This is a genomic window from Streptomyces brasiliensis (assembly GCF_014647875.1).
Taxonomy (GTDB): Bacteria; Actinomycetota; Actinomycetes; order Streptomycetales; family Streptomycetaceae; genus Streptomyces; species Streptomyces brasiliensis.
The window spans coordinates 18587-33594 of the sequence record NZ_BMQA01000010.1 but is presented as its reverse complement, the minus strand read 5'-3'; the positions used below and the strand labels follow the sequence as shown (position 1 = coordinate 33594).

At 71.2% G+C, this 15008-nt stretch carries 15 protein-coding genes and 1 pseudogene; 9 read left to right on the top strand and 7 right to left on the bottom strand.

Features of this window, described 5'->3' with window-relative positions; all coding sequences use genetic code 11:
• Positions 1 to 82: 82 nt before the first annotated feature.
• Positions 83 to 1651, top strand: a complete 1569-nt coding sequence (locus IEZ19_RS17750) for a carboxylesterase/lipase family protein (RefSeq protein ID WP_189312174.1) — start codon at positions 83 to 85, stop codon at positions 1649 to 1651.
• 100 nt (positions 1652 to 1751) lie between these two features.
• Here the strand turns inward: IEZ19_RS17750 and mmuM are convergent, their stop codons facing one another.
• Entirely contained in the window at positions 1752 to 2678 is a 927-nt protein-coding gene (gene mmuM / locus IEZ19_RS17745) for a homocysteine S-methyltransferase (protein WP_189312173.1), read from the bottom strand.
• A 59-nt stretch (positions 2679 to 2737) separates the two neighbouring features.
• Here mmuM and IEZ19_RS17740 point away from each other — a divergent pair, with 59 nt between their 5' ends.
• From IEZ19_RS17740 to IEZ19_RS17720, 5 genes are all read left to right on the top strand, one after another.
• On the top strand, positions 2738 to 3886 hold the full coding sequence (locus IEZ19_RS17740; RefSeq protein ID WP_189312172.1) for an aminoglycoside phosphotransferase family protein: 1149 nt from the start codon (positions 2738 to 2740) through the stop codon (positions 3884 to 3886).
• A 162-nt stretch (positions 3887 to 4048) separates the two neighbouring features.
• A complete protein-coding gene (locus IEZ19_RS17735) occupies positions 4049 to 5746 on the top strand; it encodes a DUF2264 domain-containing protein (RefSeq protein ID WP_189312171.1) in 1698 nt (565 codons plus the stop codon).
• Between the two features lie 88 nt (positions 5747 to 5834).
• A complete protein-coding gene (locus tag IEZ19_RS17730; protein WP_189312344.1) occupies positions 5835 to 6203 on the top strand; it encodes a VOC family protein in 369 nt (122 codons plus the stop codon).
• Positions 6204 to 6431: 228 nt separating this feature from the next.
• On the top strand, positions 6432 to 7265 hold the full coding sequence (locus tag IEZ19_RS17725; protein WP_189312170.1) for an isocitrate lyase/PEP mutase family protein: 834 nt from the start codon (positions 6432 to 6434) through the stop codon (positions 7263 to 7265).
• A 99-nt stretch (positions 7266 to 7364) separates the two neighbouring features.
• Positions 7365 to 7805: an NUDIX hydrolase gene (locus tag IEZ19_RS17720; protein ID WP_373296996.1), complete on the top strand. Its 441-nt coding sequence runs from the start codon at positions 7365 to 7367 to the stop codon at positions 7803 to 7805.
• Here IEZ19_RS17720 and IEZ19_RS17715 read toward each other — a convergent pair.
• Both IEZ19_RS17715 and IEZ19_RS17710 read right to left on the bottom strand, forming a co-directional pair.
• Positions 7786 to 8523, bottom strand: a complete 738-nt coding sequence (locus IEZ19_RS17715) for a hypothetical protein (RefSeq protein WP_189312169.1) — start codon at positions 8521 to 8523, stop codon at positions 7786 to 7788. The genes IEZ19_RS17720 and IEZ19_RS17715 overlap by 20 nt on opposite strands.
• Positions 8524 to 8574: 51 nt before the next feature.
• The gene (locus IEZ19_RS17710) at positions 8575 to 9963 is read right to left on the bottom strand and encodes a prenyltransferase/squalene oxidase repeat-containing protein (RefSeq protein WP_189312168.1); all 1389 of its coding nucleotides are present in this window, start codon (positions 9961 to 9963) and stop codon (positions 8575 to 8577) included.
• Positions 9964 to 10277: 314 nt separating this feature from the next.
• Between IEZ19_RS17710 and IEZ19_RS17705 the strand changes: the two genes are divergently transcribed.
• Positions 10278 to 11027 carry an alpha/beta hydrolase gene (locus IEZ19_RS17705; protein WP_189312167.1) on the top strand — a complete coding sequence of 250 codons (750 nt, stop codon included), beginning with the start codon at positions 10278 to 10280 and terminating at the stop codon, positions 11025 to 11027.
• Between the two features lie 42 nt (positions 11028 to 11069).
• Here the strand turns inward: IEZ19_RS17705 and IEZ19_RS17700 are convergent, their stop codons facing one another.
• From IEZ19_RS17700 to IEZ19_RS17685, 4 genes are all read right to left on the bottom strand, one after another.
• Positions 11070 to 11636 carry a TetR-like C-terminal domain-containing protein gene (locus IEZ19_RS17700; RefSeq protein ID WP_189312166.1) on the bottom strand — a complete coding sequence of 189 codons (567 nt, stop codon included), beginning with the start codon at positions 11634 to 11636 and terminating at the stop codon, positions 11070 to 11072.
• 3 nt (positions 11637 to 11639) lie between these two features.
• Complete coding sequence (locus IEZ19_RS17695) at positions 11640 to 11825, bottom strand: DUF397 domain-containing protein (RefSeq protein ID WP_189312165.1); 186 nt, start codon at positions 11823 to 11825, stop codon at positions 11640 to 11642.
• Positions 11822 to 12466, bottom strand: a complete 645-nt coding sequence (locus IEZ19_RS17690) for a DUF5753 domain-containing protein (protein WP_189312164.1) — start codon at positions 12464 to 12466, stop codon at positions 11822 to 11824. The genes IEZ19_RS17695 and IEZ19_RS17690 overlap by 4 nt, the downstream gene beginning before the upstream one ends.
• Positions 12467 to 12573: 107 nt before the next feature.
• A complete protein-coding gene (locus tag IEZ19_RS17685) occupies positions 12574 to 13818 on the bottom strand; it encodes an RNA-guided endonuclease InsQ/TnpB family protein (RefSeq protein WP_189312163.1) in 1245 nt (414 codons plus the stop codon).
• Between the two features lie 39 nt (positions 13819 to 13857).
• On the opposite strand from IEZ19_RS17685, the pseudogene tnpA reads away from it, so the two are divergent.
• Both tnpA and IEZ19_RS17675 read left to right on the top strand, forming a co-directional pair.
• Positions 13858 to 14290 (top strand): annotated as a pseudogene (gene tnpA, locus IEZ19_RS17680) (IS200/IS605 family transposase); the annotation flags it as partial.
• A gap of 299 nt (positions 14291 to 14589) precedes the next feature.
• Positions 14590 to 15000 carry an ATP-binding protein gene (locus IEZ19_RS17675; protein WP_189312162.1) on the top strand — a complete coding sequence of 137 codons (411 nt, stop codon included), beginning with the start codon at positions 14590 to 14592 and terminating at the stop codon, positions 14998 to 15000.
• Positions 15001 to 15008: the final 8 nt, after the last annotated feature.

Here is a 15008-nt window from a genome sequence, read left to right as displayed (position 1 = left end):
GCGCGCACCGGAATACGGGCGCACGATGTAGTGCTTTGTTGTTGCCGGTGCACGTGGGTGGGCGTGAGGAGCTGGTGGGCGGATGACGGCAGACCGGACGGACCCCGTGGTCAGGACGCCGCACGGCGCGGTGCGCGGCAGGTACGAGCGCGGGGCCGCCGTGTTCCGCGGCATCCCGTACGCGGCCCCGCCCTTCGGCCCGCGCCGGTTCCGCCCGCCGGAGCCCCCCGAGCCCTGGGACGGCGTGCGCGACGCGGGCGCCTACGGCCCGACGGCGCCGAAACCGCCGTACTCCGACGCCTTCGCGTGCTATCTGTCCGACCCGGTCGTGCCCGGCGACGACTGTCTCAACCTGAACGTGTGGACTCCGGAGCCGGGTCCCGCCGCCCGGCTCCCGGTTCTCGTGTGGCTGCACGGCGGGGCCCTGACCAGGGGCTCCTCGGCGGTGCCGGTGTACGACGGGCACGCGTTCGCCCGCGACGGCGTCGTCCTCGTCTCCGTGAACTACCGGCTCGGCGTCGAGGGCTACGGCCTCTTCCCCGACGCCCCCGCCAACCCGGGCCTGCACGACCAGCTGGCCGCGCTGCGCTGGGTGCACGAGTCGATCGCGGCGTTCGGCGGCGACCCCGACCGGATCACCCTGGCGGGCCAGTCGGCCGGCGCCATCAGCATCGGTGCCCTGATCGCCGCCCCGCAGGCCCAGGGGCTGGTACGGCGGGCCGTCCTGCAGAGCGGGCCGCCGGAGGTGTCGGAGCGGGACAAGGTACGGCGCATGGTGCGCCGGATGGCCGCCCGGCTGAAGATCCCGGCCACCGCCGAGGCCTTCGCCGCCGTCGACCCCGAGCTGCTCCTGAAGACCCAGGCCGAGGTGGGCCGGCTGAGCAGCCCGGTCCTGGGCGGCCCCGCGTTCGGCATCGTGGTCGACGGCGACGTCGTCCCGCGCGATCCGCTGTCGGCGCTGATCGACGGGGAGGCCGCGCGGGGCGTCGAACTGCTGATGGGCTGGACCCGGGACGAGTACCGGCTGTGGCTGGTGCCGGGCGGGCTGCTCGACCACGTCGACCGGCTCGGCCCGGTGGCGCTCGCCGGCGCCATGGCCCGCTGCCGCTGCAGCCACGAGGTGCCGCGCGGCTACCGTGCCCTGCACCCCGACGCCGGTACGGCCGAGACCGTCGGCCAGATGGTCACCGACCACCTGCTGCGCGTCCCACTGCACCGTCTGGCCGACGCGCGCCCCGGGGCGGCGTACGTCTACGAGTTCGCCTGGCCCTCCAACCTCCCCGACCTGGGCGCCTGCCACGCCCTGGAACTGGGCTTCGTCTTCGACACCGGGGACGCGCCCGAGTCGCGCAAGCTGGCGGGGGAGGGCGGGCCGCACGAGCTGTGCGAGGAGATGCACGGCGCGTGGGTCCGGTTCGCAGCCGAGGGGGATCCCGGGTGGGAGGCGTGGGACGCGTCGCATCCGGTACGGGTTTTCGGGGACGGCGAGTCGCACACGGCGTACGGGCCTCGGGATGCGGAGCTCGCGTTGTGGGCGACGGAGGCCGACGCCGAGGCGCCGCCGGTGGACGGGACGTTCGCCGCGCGCGGCACGGAACTGGCCTCCGCCGTGCGGCGGCTGCGGCGTACGGTGGGGGCGCGTCTGCACTGATCGGCTCTGCCGGCTGGTGGGTGCGGGTCGCTTGTGGCTGGTCGCGGCCACGCGGCGGAGCCGCATGTCCGTACAGCCCCGCGCCCCCGGGGCGCGTTGCTCAGCCGGTGTTGAACGCCTCGGCGATCGACGCGATCGCGTCCGGCCCCACCCGGCAGCACCCCCCGACCAGCCGCGCCCCCGCGTCCCGCCACGCCCTGACCTGCTCGGCGCTGAAGGTGGCGCGGCCGTGCCAGGCACGGGCACCGGCATCCCACCCCTCCCCGCTGTTCGGGTAGACCACGACCGGCTTGCCGGTGACACGGGTCGCCGTCTCGATCGCGTGGTCCACGTCCCCGGGCGCGCAGCAGTTCACGCCGACCGCGATCACCTCGTCCGCGTCGGCGGCCAGGGCGAACGCCTCCTCCAGGGGCTGCCCGGCGCGGGTGCGGTCGCCGTCGATCGTGTACGAAAGCCAGGCCGGCACCCCGAGGCCGCGCACCGTGCGCATCAGTGCCGTCGCCTCGTCGGTGTCCGGGACCGTCTCCAGGGCCAGGACCTCGGGGCCGGCGGCGGCGAGCACCTCGACCCGGGGGCGGTGGAAGCGCTCCAGATCGCCGACGCTCAGACCGTACCGGCCGCGGTACTCCGAGCCGTCCGCGAGCATCGCGCCGTACGGCCCGACGGACGCCGCCACCCACAGCGGCCGCGCGATGCCCTCGCCACGGGCCTGCCGTACCGCCTCCCGGGCCAGGTCCACGCTGAGTGCCAGCAGCCGCGCCGCCTCCGTCCGGCCGATGCCGCGCGCGGCGAACCCCTCGAACGTGGCCTGGTAACTCGCGGTGATCGCCACGTTCGCGCCCGCCCGGAAGTAGGCGAGGTGCGCCTCGGTGACGGCCCCGGGCCGCTCGGCGAGCAGCCGCGCCGACCACAGCGCGTCCCCCAGATCGTGCCCCGCGGATTCGAGCTGGTTGGACATGCCACCGTCGAGCACGAGAGTCCCGGCGGCGAGGGCGTCGCGCAGAGCGGGAGAGGTGGTGCCGGTCATGTCATCGACGGTAGTCGACGCCGTGCGGCACGGTGGCGGGCACCGCCTAGGGTTGGCGCATGACCGACATCGACCTCTTCGACGGGGAGGCGCGCGACGTTCTCGGCGGCCGGGCATACACGCTCGAACCCCTCGTGCACAACCCCAGGAACGGGGTCACCGCCGGGGTCTGGCGGGTGCGGGCCGGTGGCCGGTCCGCCGTGCTGAAGGTCCTCACCCGCAGCAAGGCGGCCGACGGCCGCTGGGCCGCCTCGAACGACCCCCGGCACTGGAACTACTGGCGGCGCGAGGCCCACGTCTACGAGTCGGGCCTTGCCCAGACCTGGCAGCCGTACGGCATTCGCGCGCCCCGGCTGCTGGCCAGCGTCGAGCGGGCGGACGGGGATGTCGCGCTGTGGCTGGAGGACGTGGCCGGTGAGCCCGCCACCGGCTGGACGGTCGAGCGGCATGTCGCGCATGCCCACCGGCTCGGTGCCGCGCAGGGTGCCGGGCCTCCGGGCGACCGGCCCTGGCTGAGCCGCCGCTTCCTGCGGCAGTACGTCGGCAGCAACACCCTCGGTCAGGAACTGCTCGACGACGACGCGGCCTGGCGACAGCCGCTCGTCCGTGACCACTTCCCGCCGGGGCTGCGCCGCGAGATGGTCCGGCTGCACCACGACCGGGAGTGGTTCCTGGAGGTCATGGAGAACCTGCCGCGCGCCTTCAGCCATCTCGACCTGTGGCCCGCGAACGTCCGTACGGACGGTGCGGACGGCGGCGCCGGCTCCAACTCCGTAGCCTTCGACTGGGCGTTCGCCGGGGACGGTGCCCTGGGTGAGGATCTCGGCAACTACCTTCCCGACTCCGTCTTCGACCTGTTCCTGCCGGCCGCCCGGCTGCCCGCGTACGCAGCGGCCGCGTACGCCGCCTATCTGCACGGCCTGCGGGAGGGCGGATGGCGCGGTGACGAGGCGTTCGTACGGCTCGGCGTGTGCGCCTCGGCCGTGAAGTACGACTGGCTCACCGCACTGATGCTCGCCCGAGCCGGTGAGGAGCAGCTCGACTACGGCGGCGGGCGGACCGTGTCCGCCGAACTCCGGTACCAGGAACGGGGATTGACGCTCTCATTCCTTGCGGGCTGGGCGGCGGAGGCCCGGACGCTGGCGCCCCGGCTGGGCTTCCCGGAGGCCCCGAGCGGCCGCTGGCCGCCGCCCGACGGGAACCGTTGACCTGAAACGGAGCGACCAACCGGCAGCGGACGCGCGGGAGCTGAAATCGCCGCGGGGTCTAGAAAGCGCTTCCGCGTAGCGGTAGCGTCCAGCGGCCAGGCCTGGGGCGTTCCGACCGGAACCGGGGCGCCCCAGGTCACGCACGGAAGGGAACCGCCGCTGATGCACCTGCCCGCCCCCGACCGCACGCTCAGCCCGTACACCGGCTGCGCCCGGGCCCACTGGGAGGCCGCCGCCGACGCCCTGCTCGCCGCCGTGGAGCCGTACGCCACCGGTGACCGTGCCCTCTACCACCTCCCCGGCGACCACGTCAGCCGGTCCGGCCGTCTCTCCGACGGCCTGGAGGGCTATGCCCGTACGCTCCTGCTCGCCGCCTTCCGCCAGGACGGAACCGTGCTCGGCCGCTACGCCGAGGGCCTCGCCGCCGGAGCCGGGGGCGTCTGGCCGCGGATCGATGACCGCAGTCAGCCTCTTGTCGAGGCGGCATCGATCGCGCTCGCCCTCCGTCTGACCAGACCCCTGCTGTGGGACCGGCTGGACGAGCCCGTGCGGGAGCGGGCGGCGGTCTGGCTGGCGGACGCGCTCACGGCCGAACCCTGGGAGTGCAACTGGGAGTTGTTCCCGGTCACCGTCGGCGGCTTCCTCCAGGAGATCGGCCACGAGACAGAGGCCGCCCGCAAGGCGATCGACCGTGGGCTGGAACGCATCGAGCGGTGGTACGTCGGGGACGGCTGGTACAGCGACGGCCCGCGCCGCGCCTTCGACTACTACAACGGCTGGGCCATGCACCTCTACCCGGTGCTGCACGCCTGGCTGGCCGGCTCGACGGACCTGCTCGACCTGTACGGCGGCCGGCTCGAGCGCCACCTCGAGGACTACGCCCGCCTGTTCGGCGGTGACGGCGCCCCCATGCTCCAGGGCCGCTCCCTGACCTACCGTTTCGCGACGGCGGCCCCGCTGTGGCTGGGGGCGCTCACGGGCCGTACGCCCCTGTCACCGGGCGAGACCCGCAGGCTGGCCTCGGGTGCGCTGAAGTACTTCCTGGAGCGGGGCGCGGTGGACGGCGACGGCCTGCTGTCGCTGGGCTGGCACGGCCCCGACGAGGCGTTCCTGCAGGACTATTCGGGTCCCGCCTCCCCGTACTGGGCGAGCAAGGGCTTCGTGGGCCTTCTCCTCCCACCGGACCACGAGGTGTGGACGGCGACGGAAGAGGCCGGCCCCGCCGAACGCACCGACGCGGTCACGTCCCTCGCCGCCCCCAACTGGCTGCTCCAGTCGACGCGTTCGGACGGCCTGGTCCGCCTCCACAACCACGGCAGCGAGGACGTCCGCTACGACCCCTACTACACCCGGCTCGCCTACTCGACCGTGACGCGGCCGTCGGCGTCGTACGACAACAGCGTGATCGTCGGCGACGATCCGGGCCGTACGGACATCGTTCCGCTGGGCGTGGGGGAGGGCTGGGCGGCCTCCCGGCACACCGTACGCGACGGCGTCACGGTGACCACGCTGGTGGCGGCCGAGGGCGCGGTGGAGGTACGGGCGCACCTGGTGTCGGGAGCGGAGGCGGGGACACCGGTGCGGGTCACGGGCTGGGCGGCGGGGGAGGGCGTACGGTCCGAACTCGCCCCGACGGCAGGACTGTCGGACGACCTCGCGGGCACGACGACCGACTCCGCCACCCTCTTCGTCGCCCTGTCCCGCCTCACCGCCGACCCGGACCCACTGCCCTTCGCGGAACTGGTCTCCGTGACGACGGACGAGGCCGGAGGGCTGGAGATCCACTGGAGTTCGGGGGCCGTGCTGCGGGCCGTGCTGGACGCCTCCGGAGTCCAGGTCACGTGCGCCGCCCCACGATGATCGTATGAAGGAAGGCCGTGCCCTCACCGGCGTCCGCCGCCCCGCAAACCCGTTGTCGCCCGCCCTCACCACCCACGACAATCCCCGCATGACCTCCAAGATCCGCCACATGACGATCGACTCCGCCGACGCGTACGGCCTCGCCAGTTTCTGGTCGCGGGTTCTCGGCGCGCCCCTGCACGAGGACGACCGTCCCGGTGACCCGGAAGCGCTGATCGAGGCGGCGGGGCTGCTCTTCGTCACCGTGCCGGAGCGCAAGTCCGTGAAGAACCGTGTTCATCTGGACCTCCAGCCGCAGGACCGCACCCGCGACGAGGAGGTCGAGCGGCTGCTCGCCCTGGGGGCCACACTCGTCGACGATCAGCGGCGGGCCGACGGGACCGGTTGGGCGGTACTGGCAGATCCCGAGGGCAACGAGTTCTGCGTGGAGCGGAGTGCGGGGGAACGCGGCGAGTGAGGGCGCCGGTCATACCGGCGACGGCGGTTTCGAGGGGCCACGCGGCGGCACCGATACAACAGGATCTCCAGTGGAGGTCACTTCGCGGCGTGGGAGCGGCCGGAGCTGCTGGTGACCGCAGGTCCGTAAGGACCTGCGGTCACTCCGCCGGCCGACGCGGGGGAAGGGGCGCGGCGGGTGCGGACACTTCGGCCGGCGCCGAAGGAACCCGGGCCTAGCGTTCACCGTATGAGGCACGACACCGCACCCGCGACGCCCACCGATGCCGGGCCCGCCACGTCCGGGCCGCACGCGACCCCGGGGGCCGCCTTCGCCGGTCTTCACCACCGGTGGGGGCGGCCCCTGTTCCTGCCCAACGCCTGGGACCACGCCTCGGCCGCCGCCCTCGCGGCGCGTGGGTTCGCGGCGGTCGGGACGACAAGTCTCGGCGTCGCCGCCGCCACCGGGCTCCCCGACGGTGCGGCGGCGACCCGGGACCAGACACTGCAGCTCGCCCTCACGCTCGGCAGCGGGCCCTTCCTGCTCTCCGTCGACGCCGAGAGCGGGTTCAGCGACGAGCCGAAGGAAGTGGCCGAGTTCGCACGGGAGTTGTGGGCCGTGGGAGCCGTCGGGATCAATCTGGAGGACGGGCTCGGGCCGGCTGACCTGCACGCGGCGAAAATCGCCGCCGTGAAGTCCGCCGTTCCCGGCCTCTTCGTGAACGCCCGCACCGACACCTACTGGCTCGGAGACGGGCAGGGGACGCTCAAGCGCCTCGACGCCTATCAACAGGCCGGGGCGGACGGGGTGTTCGTGCCCGGGCTCACCGATCCGGCCCGGATCACCGCTCTCGTACGGCACCTCGAGGTCCCTCTCAACGTCCTCTACTCGCCCGACGGTCCCGCCCTCCCCGAACTCGCCGCGCTCGGTGTGCGTCGCGTCAGTCTCGGTTCGCTGCTCTACCGGCGGGCCCTGGGCGCGGCCCTCGACGCCGTGGAGGGCATCCTGGACGGGCGTACGCCGAGTGGGGGTACGACTCCCTCGTACGGGGAGGTGCAGGCGCTCGCCCGGGGGACCGGATGAGATCGAGCGCACAGCCCCGTTCGACCGATCCTGGTACCGTGGATACTTTCGTGGGTATCAGACCCTTTGGACTCATCACCGGCGAGGGACCGAGGAACCATGGACATGGACATCCCCGGCGAGAGGCGACTGGCGGCCGCCGTCGTGATGGACGAGCAGGGTCGGGTGCTCCTGGTGCGCCGCAGTGAGCGCGAGCGGTTCCTGCCGCGTGTGTGGGGCGTGCCGTGCGGGAAACTGGAGGCGGGCGAGAGCCCCGAGGACGGCGCCCTGCGCGAGCTGAAAGAGGAGACCGGGCTGCTCGGTGAGGTGGTCCGGCGGATCGGCGAGTCCTCCTTCGTCAGCGAGTACCGCGGGCACGAGGTCAAGAACTGGCAGGACAATTTCCTGGTCAGGCCGTTGACCCGGCATGTCGTCCTCCCCGAGCCGGACCAGGACTACGAGTGGCTGCCGACGGACCGGCTGTCCTCCGTCGAGATCGACGACTACAACCGCGACGTCGTGTCCCAGGCCCTCGCGGTCCTCACACGTACGAGTTCCTGAGCAGCTCGGCCAGGTCGCTCAGCGCCGCCAGATAGCCCGGCACGTCCAACGGCACCTTCGACACCGCCCCCGGATGCGGACCGCCCGCCGTGAACACATCCGTGTGGGGTCGCCGTTCGGCGCCCGTCTCCAGGAACAGGGTCACCGTCGGCGCGTCCGTGTCGCACCAGGCCCGGTGCAGGGTGTGCGCGGGCAGCGCGTAGGAACTGCCCGCCGCGTACTGGCCCACATGCGTCAGCCGCAGCCGCGCCGGTCCCGCCGGCCGCAGCAGCCAGTCCGCCGACCCGTCGTCCGCCAGTGACTCCAGGTATCGTTCCGCTGCAATCCCGCCGCCCTGTGGCACCGCCTCGTACAGCTCCATCGCCAGTCGCCCCCGTACGACGTGAGAGGCCAGCGGGGAGCGGTGGTTGTGGACGTCCTCCTCGCCGGGTGAGCCGGAACCCGCATGCCAGATGTGCGCGCGCAGCATGAGCCGGGGGCCACCGTCGATCAGCAGCAGCTTGTCGAAGCCGAGGACGTGCCGGTAGGACAGCCGGGCGCAGCCCTTGGGATCGCCCTCGCCCGAAGCGAGTTCGGCTATCAGCTCCAACAGCCGCTCGGAAGAGCCGAGTTCGGCGATGGCGGCACGTGCGGCGGCCACCGTCTCGTCCTCGGACAGTTCGCCGCCGAGCGTCTCGGTCAGCAGCCGCCGCGCCGCCAGAACCTGCCGACCACCCATGCACTCACCCTTCAACTACCGTACGGCAACGCCGTGTTCTGGTGCCTTCAACTAATTGTCCGGGCGATACATCCATACGGCATGGGTGCGCAGCGCCGAAAGACCTTGATAGGTCATCCACATGGGCCGCCGCAGTTCGCTTCCGTCACCATGGTCCCAGCTCCAGATGCCGTTCGTCTGCCCCGCCCACACCGCGGCGAAGGCCCCGGCCAGCCGCTCCCGCCACCGCTCCTCCAGGCCGTCGGCGACGGCGACCTCCCGTGCGCCCGGTGTCGTCAGGGCGCGCACCAGCCAGGTGGCGGTGAAGTGCCGTACGTACAGGACCTCGTGGCGGGCCGGGTCGTCGGGGTGCGAACGGCGCACCTCCTCGCGCAGGTGCGCCACGTCCGGGCAGTTGTCGTGCCGGGCTTCCGGGCAGGACAGCAGCCAGCGCACCCCGTCCTGACGGGCCGCGCGCGCCCCGGCCGGCTCGCCCAGCACCCGGGCCGCACGGTCCAGGGCGACCACCGCCTGCGCGGTGTGCAGCGCCGACGGCCGGTCGTACGGCGCGTGCAACCGGTAGGCCCAGCCGCGCAGATGGTCACGGCGCTCGTCGTCGACCGCCCCGTCCACCAGTGCCTCGCACAGCGCGGGCAGGACAGGTGAGCGGGGCGCAGCGCGCAGCAGACCGCGCAGCACGGTCGTGACGACGTGCGTCGACTCCCGCCCCGCCGGGTCGAGTTCACGCGTGAAACCGGTGGTGCAGCCGTCCACCTCGGCCGCCAGCCGGTCACCGGACGAACCCGCACGGGCCAGCGCGCCCAGCACCAGGGCCGTGATCTCCGGCCGTGCCTTCGTCCCCTGCGTCCGCGCCGACCAGCCGCCGTCCGGCAATCGCAGCCGCCACAGCGTTTCCACCAGGTCACCGGTGCTCAGACGGCCGTCGGGCACGCCCAGGTCGAGCATCATGTGCAGGCCGTACGCCGTGCTCAGCGCCGTGGGCGGCGACGCGGCGCCCTCGCCCAGGGAGTGCGACCAGCCGGTGAGCCGCCCACGGACCGGATCGTCCACGACGGTCACCCCGTCGAACAGCGCCTCGTACGCGGCCGCGAACACGCTGGGCAGCGGCCCCGGCAGTTCGGTCGGCACCACCCGCACGGGCAGCGCATCCGCCCGTGCCACTCCTGCGGACCGGGCACGCAGCAGCGCCGCCGCCAGCCAGGCGGCCACCATCGTACCGACCCCGCTCACCACGGAGATCAGCCACTTCGCCGCCTCTCCGCCGAGCGAGTCCGGCAGCACCCCGAACAGGCCCTGAAATACGCCGTATCCAGCCGCCACGCACCCCAGACTCGCCAGCTTGCCGACGAACCGCGCCGACGGCGAGCCCGGATCCGGCGCGGGTGTGGGCGCCGTACCGCCTGATCGCAACGGCCAGCGTCCGAGCTGCTGTTGGGACAAGACGCTTCCTCCCCCGAGGCGGCACGCAACACCCGCGGAAAGCCCAGTCTAGGGCGTCGCCGTGCGCATGGTGTCCGTGGTCCAGGAGGAGAGGAAGCGCAGGCCGTCGTGCCTCTGATCTCCGGCAGAAAACGAGTTGGGCGGGACGGTGTCGGGCTGCTAGCTTCCAGTCAGCCGTGATACCGCCCGAGGAGGTGAGACCCATGAACGCTGTATCGACGTGGGTGCTCCCACTTCTCGTCACGGTCGGGCGATCGACATAGATGTCGCCGGGAGCGCCTCGACAACCAAGCGCTCCCGAAAGGCAACAACCAATGCACTCCCTGCAGTTCACCGCCGAGTCGTCGTCGAACGGCGTAGTTGAACGCGACTTCACCGTGGGCGAGGTCCCCGGCGTTCTCTGGTCGCCCGCATCCGGTGCCGACCGCGCGCCCCTGGTACTGATGGGCCACGGTGGCGGCACGCACAAGAAGTGGCCGGCGATGACAGGCCGCGCCGACCGGCTTGTGACCGGCTGCGGTTTCCACGTCGCCGTCATCGACGCGCCCGGTCACGGCGACCGGCCGCGCACGGCGCACGACGAGCAGGAGATCGCCGCGCTGTACCGGGCCAGGGCGGCCGGCGAGCCGGAAGGCCCGGTCGTCGTCCGGTACAACACCCACCTGGCCGAGCGCGCCGTACCGGAGTGGCAAGCGACCCTGGACGCCCTCCAGGAACTTCCGGGCATCGGCGCGGATGGGCCGGTGGGCTACTTCGGCCTGAACATGGGCACCGCGATCGGTGTGCCGCTGACGGCGGTCGAGCCCAGGATCACCGCCGCGGTCTTCGGTCTCCACTGGCCCGACGCACTGGCGGAGACGGCGAAGCAGATCACCATCCCGATCGAGTTCATGCTCCAGTGGGACGACGAGCACATCCCGCGCGAGTCCGGCCTCGCGTTGTTCGACGCGTTCGCCTCGAAGGAGAAGACGTTGCACGCCAACGCGGGCCTGCACAAGGAACTGCCGAGGTTCGAGGCCGACAGCGCGGTCCGGTTCTTCGCCCGGCACCTCGGCCGGGCCTGAGGAAGATCGGTAGCGGCGCCCAGGGCTGCCCATCGGGTGCCGCTACCGCGGCCAGTGCGTGAGCGTGATGTGCAGGGCGTCGACCGCCTTGTCCCAGGAGGCCTGCACATCACGCGCGGCGCCGAAGCCGCCCGCCGACTCCAGGGCGCAGTAGCCGTGGAAGGTGCTGCGCAACAGCCGTACGGCGTCGGTGAGATCGGGTTCGTCGAGGCCGTACGCGCGCAGCATGCCGTACGTGATCTCGGCGGTGCGGCGCAGGGCGGGGGAGTCGGCGATCAGGCTCTGGTCGATACGGATCTGGGTGGCGGCGTAGCGGCCGGGCCGGTCCAGCGCGTACGACCGGTACGCCCCGGCGAACGCCACCAGCGCGTCCTTCCCGGCCCGCCCCGCCACGGCCGCCGCGATCCGGTCGATCATCTCGGCACCCGCGTACAGGGCGAGCCGGGTGCGCAGGTCGTGCAGATTTCTGACGTGCGAGTACAGACTCGCGTCCTTCACGCCGAAGTGGCGGGCCAACGCCGACAGGGTGACGTTCTCGAACCCGACCTCGTCAGCGAGATCGGCTGCCGCCGCGACGAGCCGGTCGGCGGTGATTCCGGCACGGGCCACGATTCAGCCGACGGCGGCGAACCCGACGAACTCCGTCCAGGCGGTGGGGGAGAGGGCGAGGTGGGGGCCGGTGGTGTTCTTCGAGTCGCGGACGTGGATGGTGATGGGGGAGGTGGCGACTTCGACGCAGTCGCCGGAGTCGTCGCCGCTGTAGCTGCTCTTGAACCATGCCAGTTCGGTGGCCGTCATAGCGCTCCTCGCATCCGCTCCAGCAGGCTCCGGGAGTCCTCGGGGGTCAGAGCCTGTGAGCGAAGTTTCGCATACCGCATGTGGAGCACGCTGATCGTCTGGGGGTTGGTGGCGAACTGGCTGTTTTCCTGTCCCTCGCAGTAGGCGAACCATTCGTTGTCAGGGGTCTCCAGCAGGCGGATGGGGCCGTTCAGGCCTGCGTGGAAGCCGCGCTCCGCCGGCATCACTTGGAACTCCAGGTTGCGCGGTTCCGTCGCCGCCAGAAGGTGCTCGATCTGCTGCCGCATGACGTGGGTTCCGCCGATCGGGCGCCTGAGAACGTGCTCTTCGATGATGAAGCTGAACAACGTGTTGGGCCGGTCGTCCAGCAGGGCCTGACGCGCCAAGCGAGCTGTCACCTGTGCTTCGATCTCCGAGTCGGTGAACATCGGGATCCGCCCGCCGAACAGCGTGCGAGCGTACGCATCCGTCTGAAGGAGACCTGGTACCAGGCGGTTCTCCCATGTGTAGAGGCTGATCGCCTGCTCTTCGAGGTCCGCCCACTGCCGGAACCACGACGCCAGCCCCTTCTCTCGCGTGGCATGCTTGTACACCCCCTTCAACACCCCGAACGCGTCCCGTACTTCCTCGGCCCGCTCCACAAAGACACGCGGTGGAAACCCCCGCCCCTGCTCAATAGAAGCAACCGTCCCCGGCTGGTACCGCACCAGCGGCGCGTACTGCTCCTGCGTTTGACGTGCTCCCTGGCCTAAAGTCCAGGGAGTCCGGCCTGGGTCGGCTGACCCTTCCGGGGGCTTCCTGCTTCACCGCGCTGTGCGGGCATGTGTGCCCGTCTTACCGGCGCTCCACAGGCGTTTAGCGTCTCCGCCCGTCCGGCGGCGACGATACGGCGTCCCTCTGCAAGGAGGTTGCGGGCTGCGTTGTGGTCGCGGTCGTGCACTGCACCACAAGCACCGCACGTCCACTCGCGGACGTGCAGGGGTTTGGGGCCGTCCCGGAAGCGGCAGGCCGAGCAGAGCTGAGAGGACGGGAAAGCCCGGTCCACCTTGGCGAAGGTGCGCCCGTGTCTTTCCGCCTTGTACTCGAGCATGCCGACGAATGCGGACCATCCCGCGTCGTGCACGGACTTGGCGAGCCGGGTACGGCCGAGGCCGGAGACCGCGAGGTCCTCCACATACACCGCTTGGTTGTCGCGGATGATCTGCGTGGAAACCTTGTGGTGGAAGTCCCGGCGCCGGTTGGCCACCTTCGCGTGCTGGCGGGCGACCTTGATACGGGCCTTGGCCCGGTTCTTCGACCCCTTGGCCTTGCGGGACAACTCGCGCTGAAGACGCTTGAGTTTCTTCTCCGCCCGGCGCAAAAAACGCGGGGCGCTGATCTTTGTTCCGTCGGACAGGACCGCGAAGGCAGACAGGCCGAGGTCGATCCCGGCCTCCGCCTCCAGTGCGGGCAGGATATCCGCTCCGGTGTCCACGACGAAGGACAGGAAGTACCGGCCGCAGCTGTCCTTGATGACGGTCAGGGACGTCGGGCCGGCCGGAAGCCGCCGCGACCACTTCACCTTGAGATGACCGACCTTGGCCACGTACACCGTGCCGTTGCCCTTCAGGCGGAAGGCGTTGGTGTTGAGGCGGATCGACTGCCGGGCGTCCTTCTTCGACTTGTAGCGGGGCGGACCGGCCTTTTGGCCCTGCCGCTTGCCCTTCAGACTGTCGAAGAAGTTCTGGTAGGCGGTATCCAGGTCCCGCAGGGACTGCTGCAGGACGACGGCTGACACATCGGCGAGCCAGGCGCGTTGCTCGGTGCGCTTGGCCTGGGTGATGCGAAGCCGGGACAACTCCGCCGACGTCACATACGCCAGCCCCGCCGCGTGTGCCTCCTTGCGGTCCCGCAGGCAGTCGTTCCACACCACGCGAGCGCACCCGAACGCCTTCGCCAGCGCACGGCGCTGCGGGGCGTTTGGGTAGACCCGGTAGTTGTAGCGGAGCTGCACACCCAGGACCCTACTACGATTGGTCTCATAGAGTAGCGGAACGATTACAGGCGTGCAGGCATGTTGTTTCGGGGCTGCATGTGCACTTGGTCCTTGTGACGAGGTGGCGGCGCGGGGTGTTCAACGACGAGACGCTGACGCGCTGCGAAGCGATCGCGCGCACGGCGTGCGAAGACGTCGGGGCGCAGCCGAGGGAGTTCAACATCGCACGCGATCACGTTCACCTCCTGGTGCACTACCCGCCGAAGGCCGCCGTCTCCAAGCTGGTCAACAGTCTCAAGGGCGTCTCCGCTCGCCGGATACGGCTGGGGGCACCTCCGGGCCGAAGGCTGGGGGAGAGTTCACCGGCCGGATCAACCGCGCCCTCATGCACGGACATCTGTGGTCGCCCTCCTACTTCTCCGCGTCGTGCGGCGGGGCGCCGTTGGCCATCGTCCGTCAGTACATCGAGCAGCAGCAACGTCCGCTCTAAACTGCACGTCAGAGCGCTCCTGAGATGCATTCATCCCCGGCGTGAACGCCGGGGCTTTCTGCAAGGAACCCGGTAACCCGCCCGGCGGCGAAACGCCTTGTGGGTCGCGCCGAACGCCTTGAGGCTGTCCGACGGTTCGGGCTCGTTGGTGGGCTGCTCGGTGCTGATCGTGCTGTCGGTCATACCAAGAAAGGGTCACGGAAAGTCACGGACACTGTCCAGCGAGTGAACTCGTACAGTGCGCAGCGTACGAGTTGCGGTGCTGGCCCGACTTCCGTACGCCACGCGACTTTTGAGCCATGCAGAGTACGTTCACGCAGCTCTTCGGCGCGACGCCGCGCGGCGCGAGCCACGCACGGCAGTTGGTGGCGAACCGGATAGACGTATGGGGGTTCGCACACGGAAGCGAGGCGAGCGACGCCGTCACGCTCGTCGTGGCCGAGCTGGCCGCGAATGCCGTACGGCACGGGCGGGTTCGCGGGCGTGGCTTCCGCGTACGCCTGGTGCTGGACACCGGAGTCGTACGGGTCGAGGTCCTTGACGCTCGCACGGACCGGCTACCGGTGTGCAGAGACGGGGAGTTGGGCGAGGGCGGGCGCGGGCTGCCGCTCGTCGAGGCGCTGGCGGAGAAGTGGGGTGTCGAACTCCGGCCGGACGGGATCTACGAGACCGTCTGGGCCGATGTGAGAGTTGACTCTCATAGTTTGTGAGAGGACAC

Excerpts from the sequence above, each read along its gene's own strand:
- IEZ19_RS17750 (WP_189312174.1), top strand. The coding sequence starts at position 83 with ATGACGGCAGACCGGACGGACCCCGTGGTCAGGACGCCGCACGGCGCG.
- mmuM (WP_189312173.1), bottom strand. The coding sequence starts at position 2,678 with ATGACCGGCACCACCTCTCCCGCTCTGCGCGACGCCCTCGCCGCCGGG.
- IEZ19_RS17740 (WP_189312172.1), top strand. The coding sequence starts at position 2,738 with ATGACCGACATCGACCTCTTCGACGGGGAGGCGCGCGACGTTCTCGGC.
- IEZ19_RS17735 (WP_189312171.1), top strand. The coding sequence starts at position 4,049 with ATGCACCTGCCCGCCCCCGACCGCACGCTCAGCCCGTACACCGGCTGC.
- IEZ19_RS17730 (WP_189312344.1), top strand. The coding sequence starts at position 5,835 with ATGACCTCCAAGATCCGCCACATGACGATCGACTCCGCCGACGCGTAC.
- IEZ19_RS17725 (WP_189312170.1), top strand. The coding sequence starts at position 6,432 with ATGAGGCACGACACCGCACCCGCGACGCCCACCGATGCCGGGCCCGCC.
- IEZ19_RS17720 (WP_373296996.1), top strand. The coding sequence starts at position 7,365 with ATGGACATGGACATCCCCGGCGAGAGGCGACTGGCGGCCGCCGTCGTG.
- IEZ19_RS17715 (WP_189312169.1), bottom strand. The coding sequence starts at position 8,523 with ATGGGTGGTCGGCAGGTTCTGGCGGCGCGGCGGCTGCTGACCGAGACG.
- IEZ19_RS17705 (WP_189312167.1), top strand. The coding sequence starts at position 10,278 with ATGCACTCCCTGCAGTTCACCGCCGAGTCGTCGTCGAACGGCGTAGTT.
- IEZ19_RS17695 (WP_189312165.1), bottom strand. The coding sequence starts at position 11,825 with ATGACGGCCACCGAACTGGCATGGTTCAAGAGCAGCTACAGCGGCGAC.
- IEZ19_RS17675 (WP_189312162.1), top strand. The coding sequence starts at position 14,590 with ATGCAGAGTACGTTCACGCAGCTCTTCGGCGCGACGCCGCGCGGCGCG.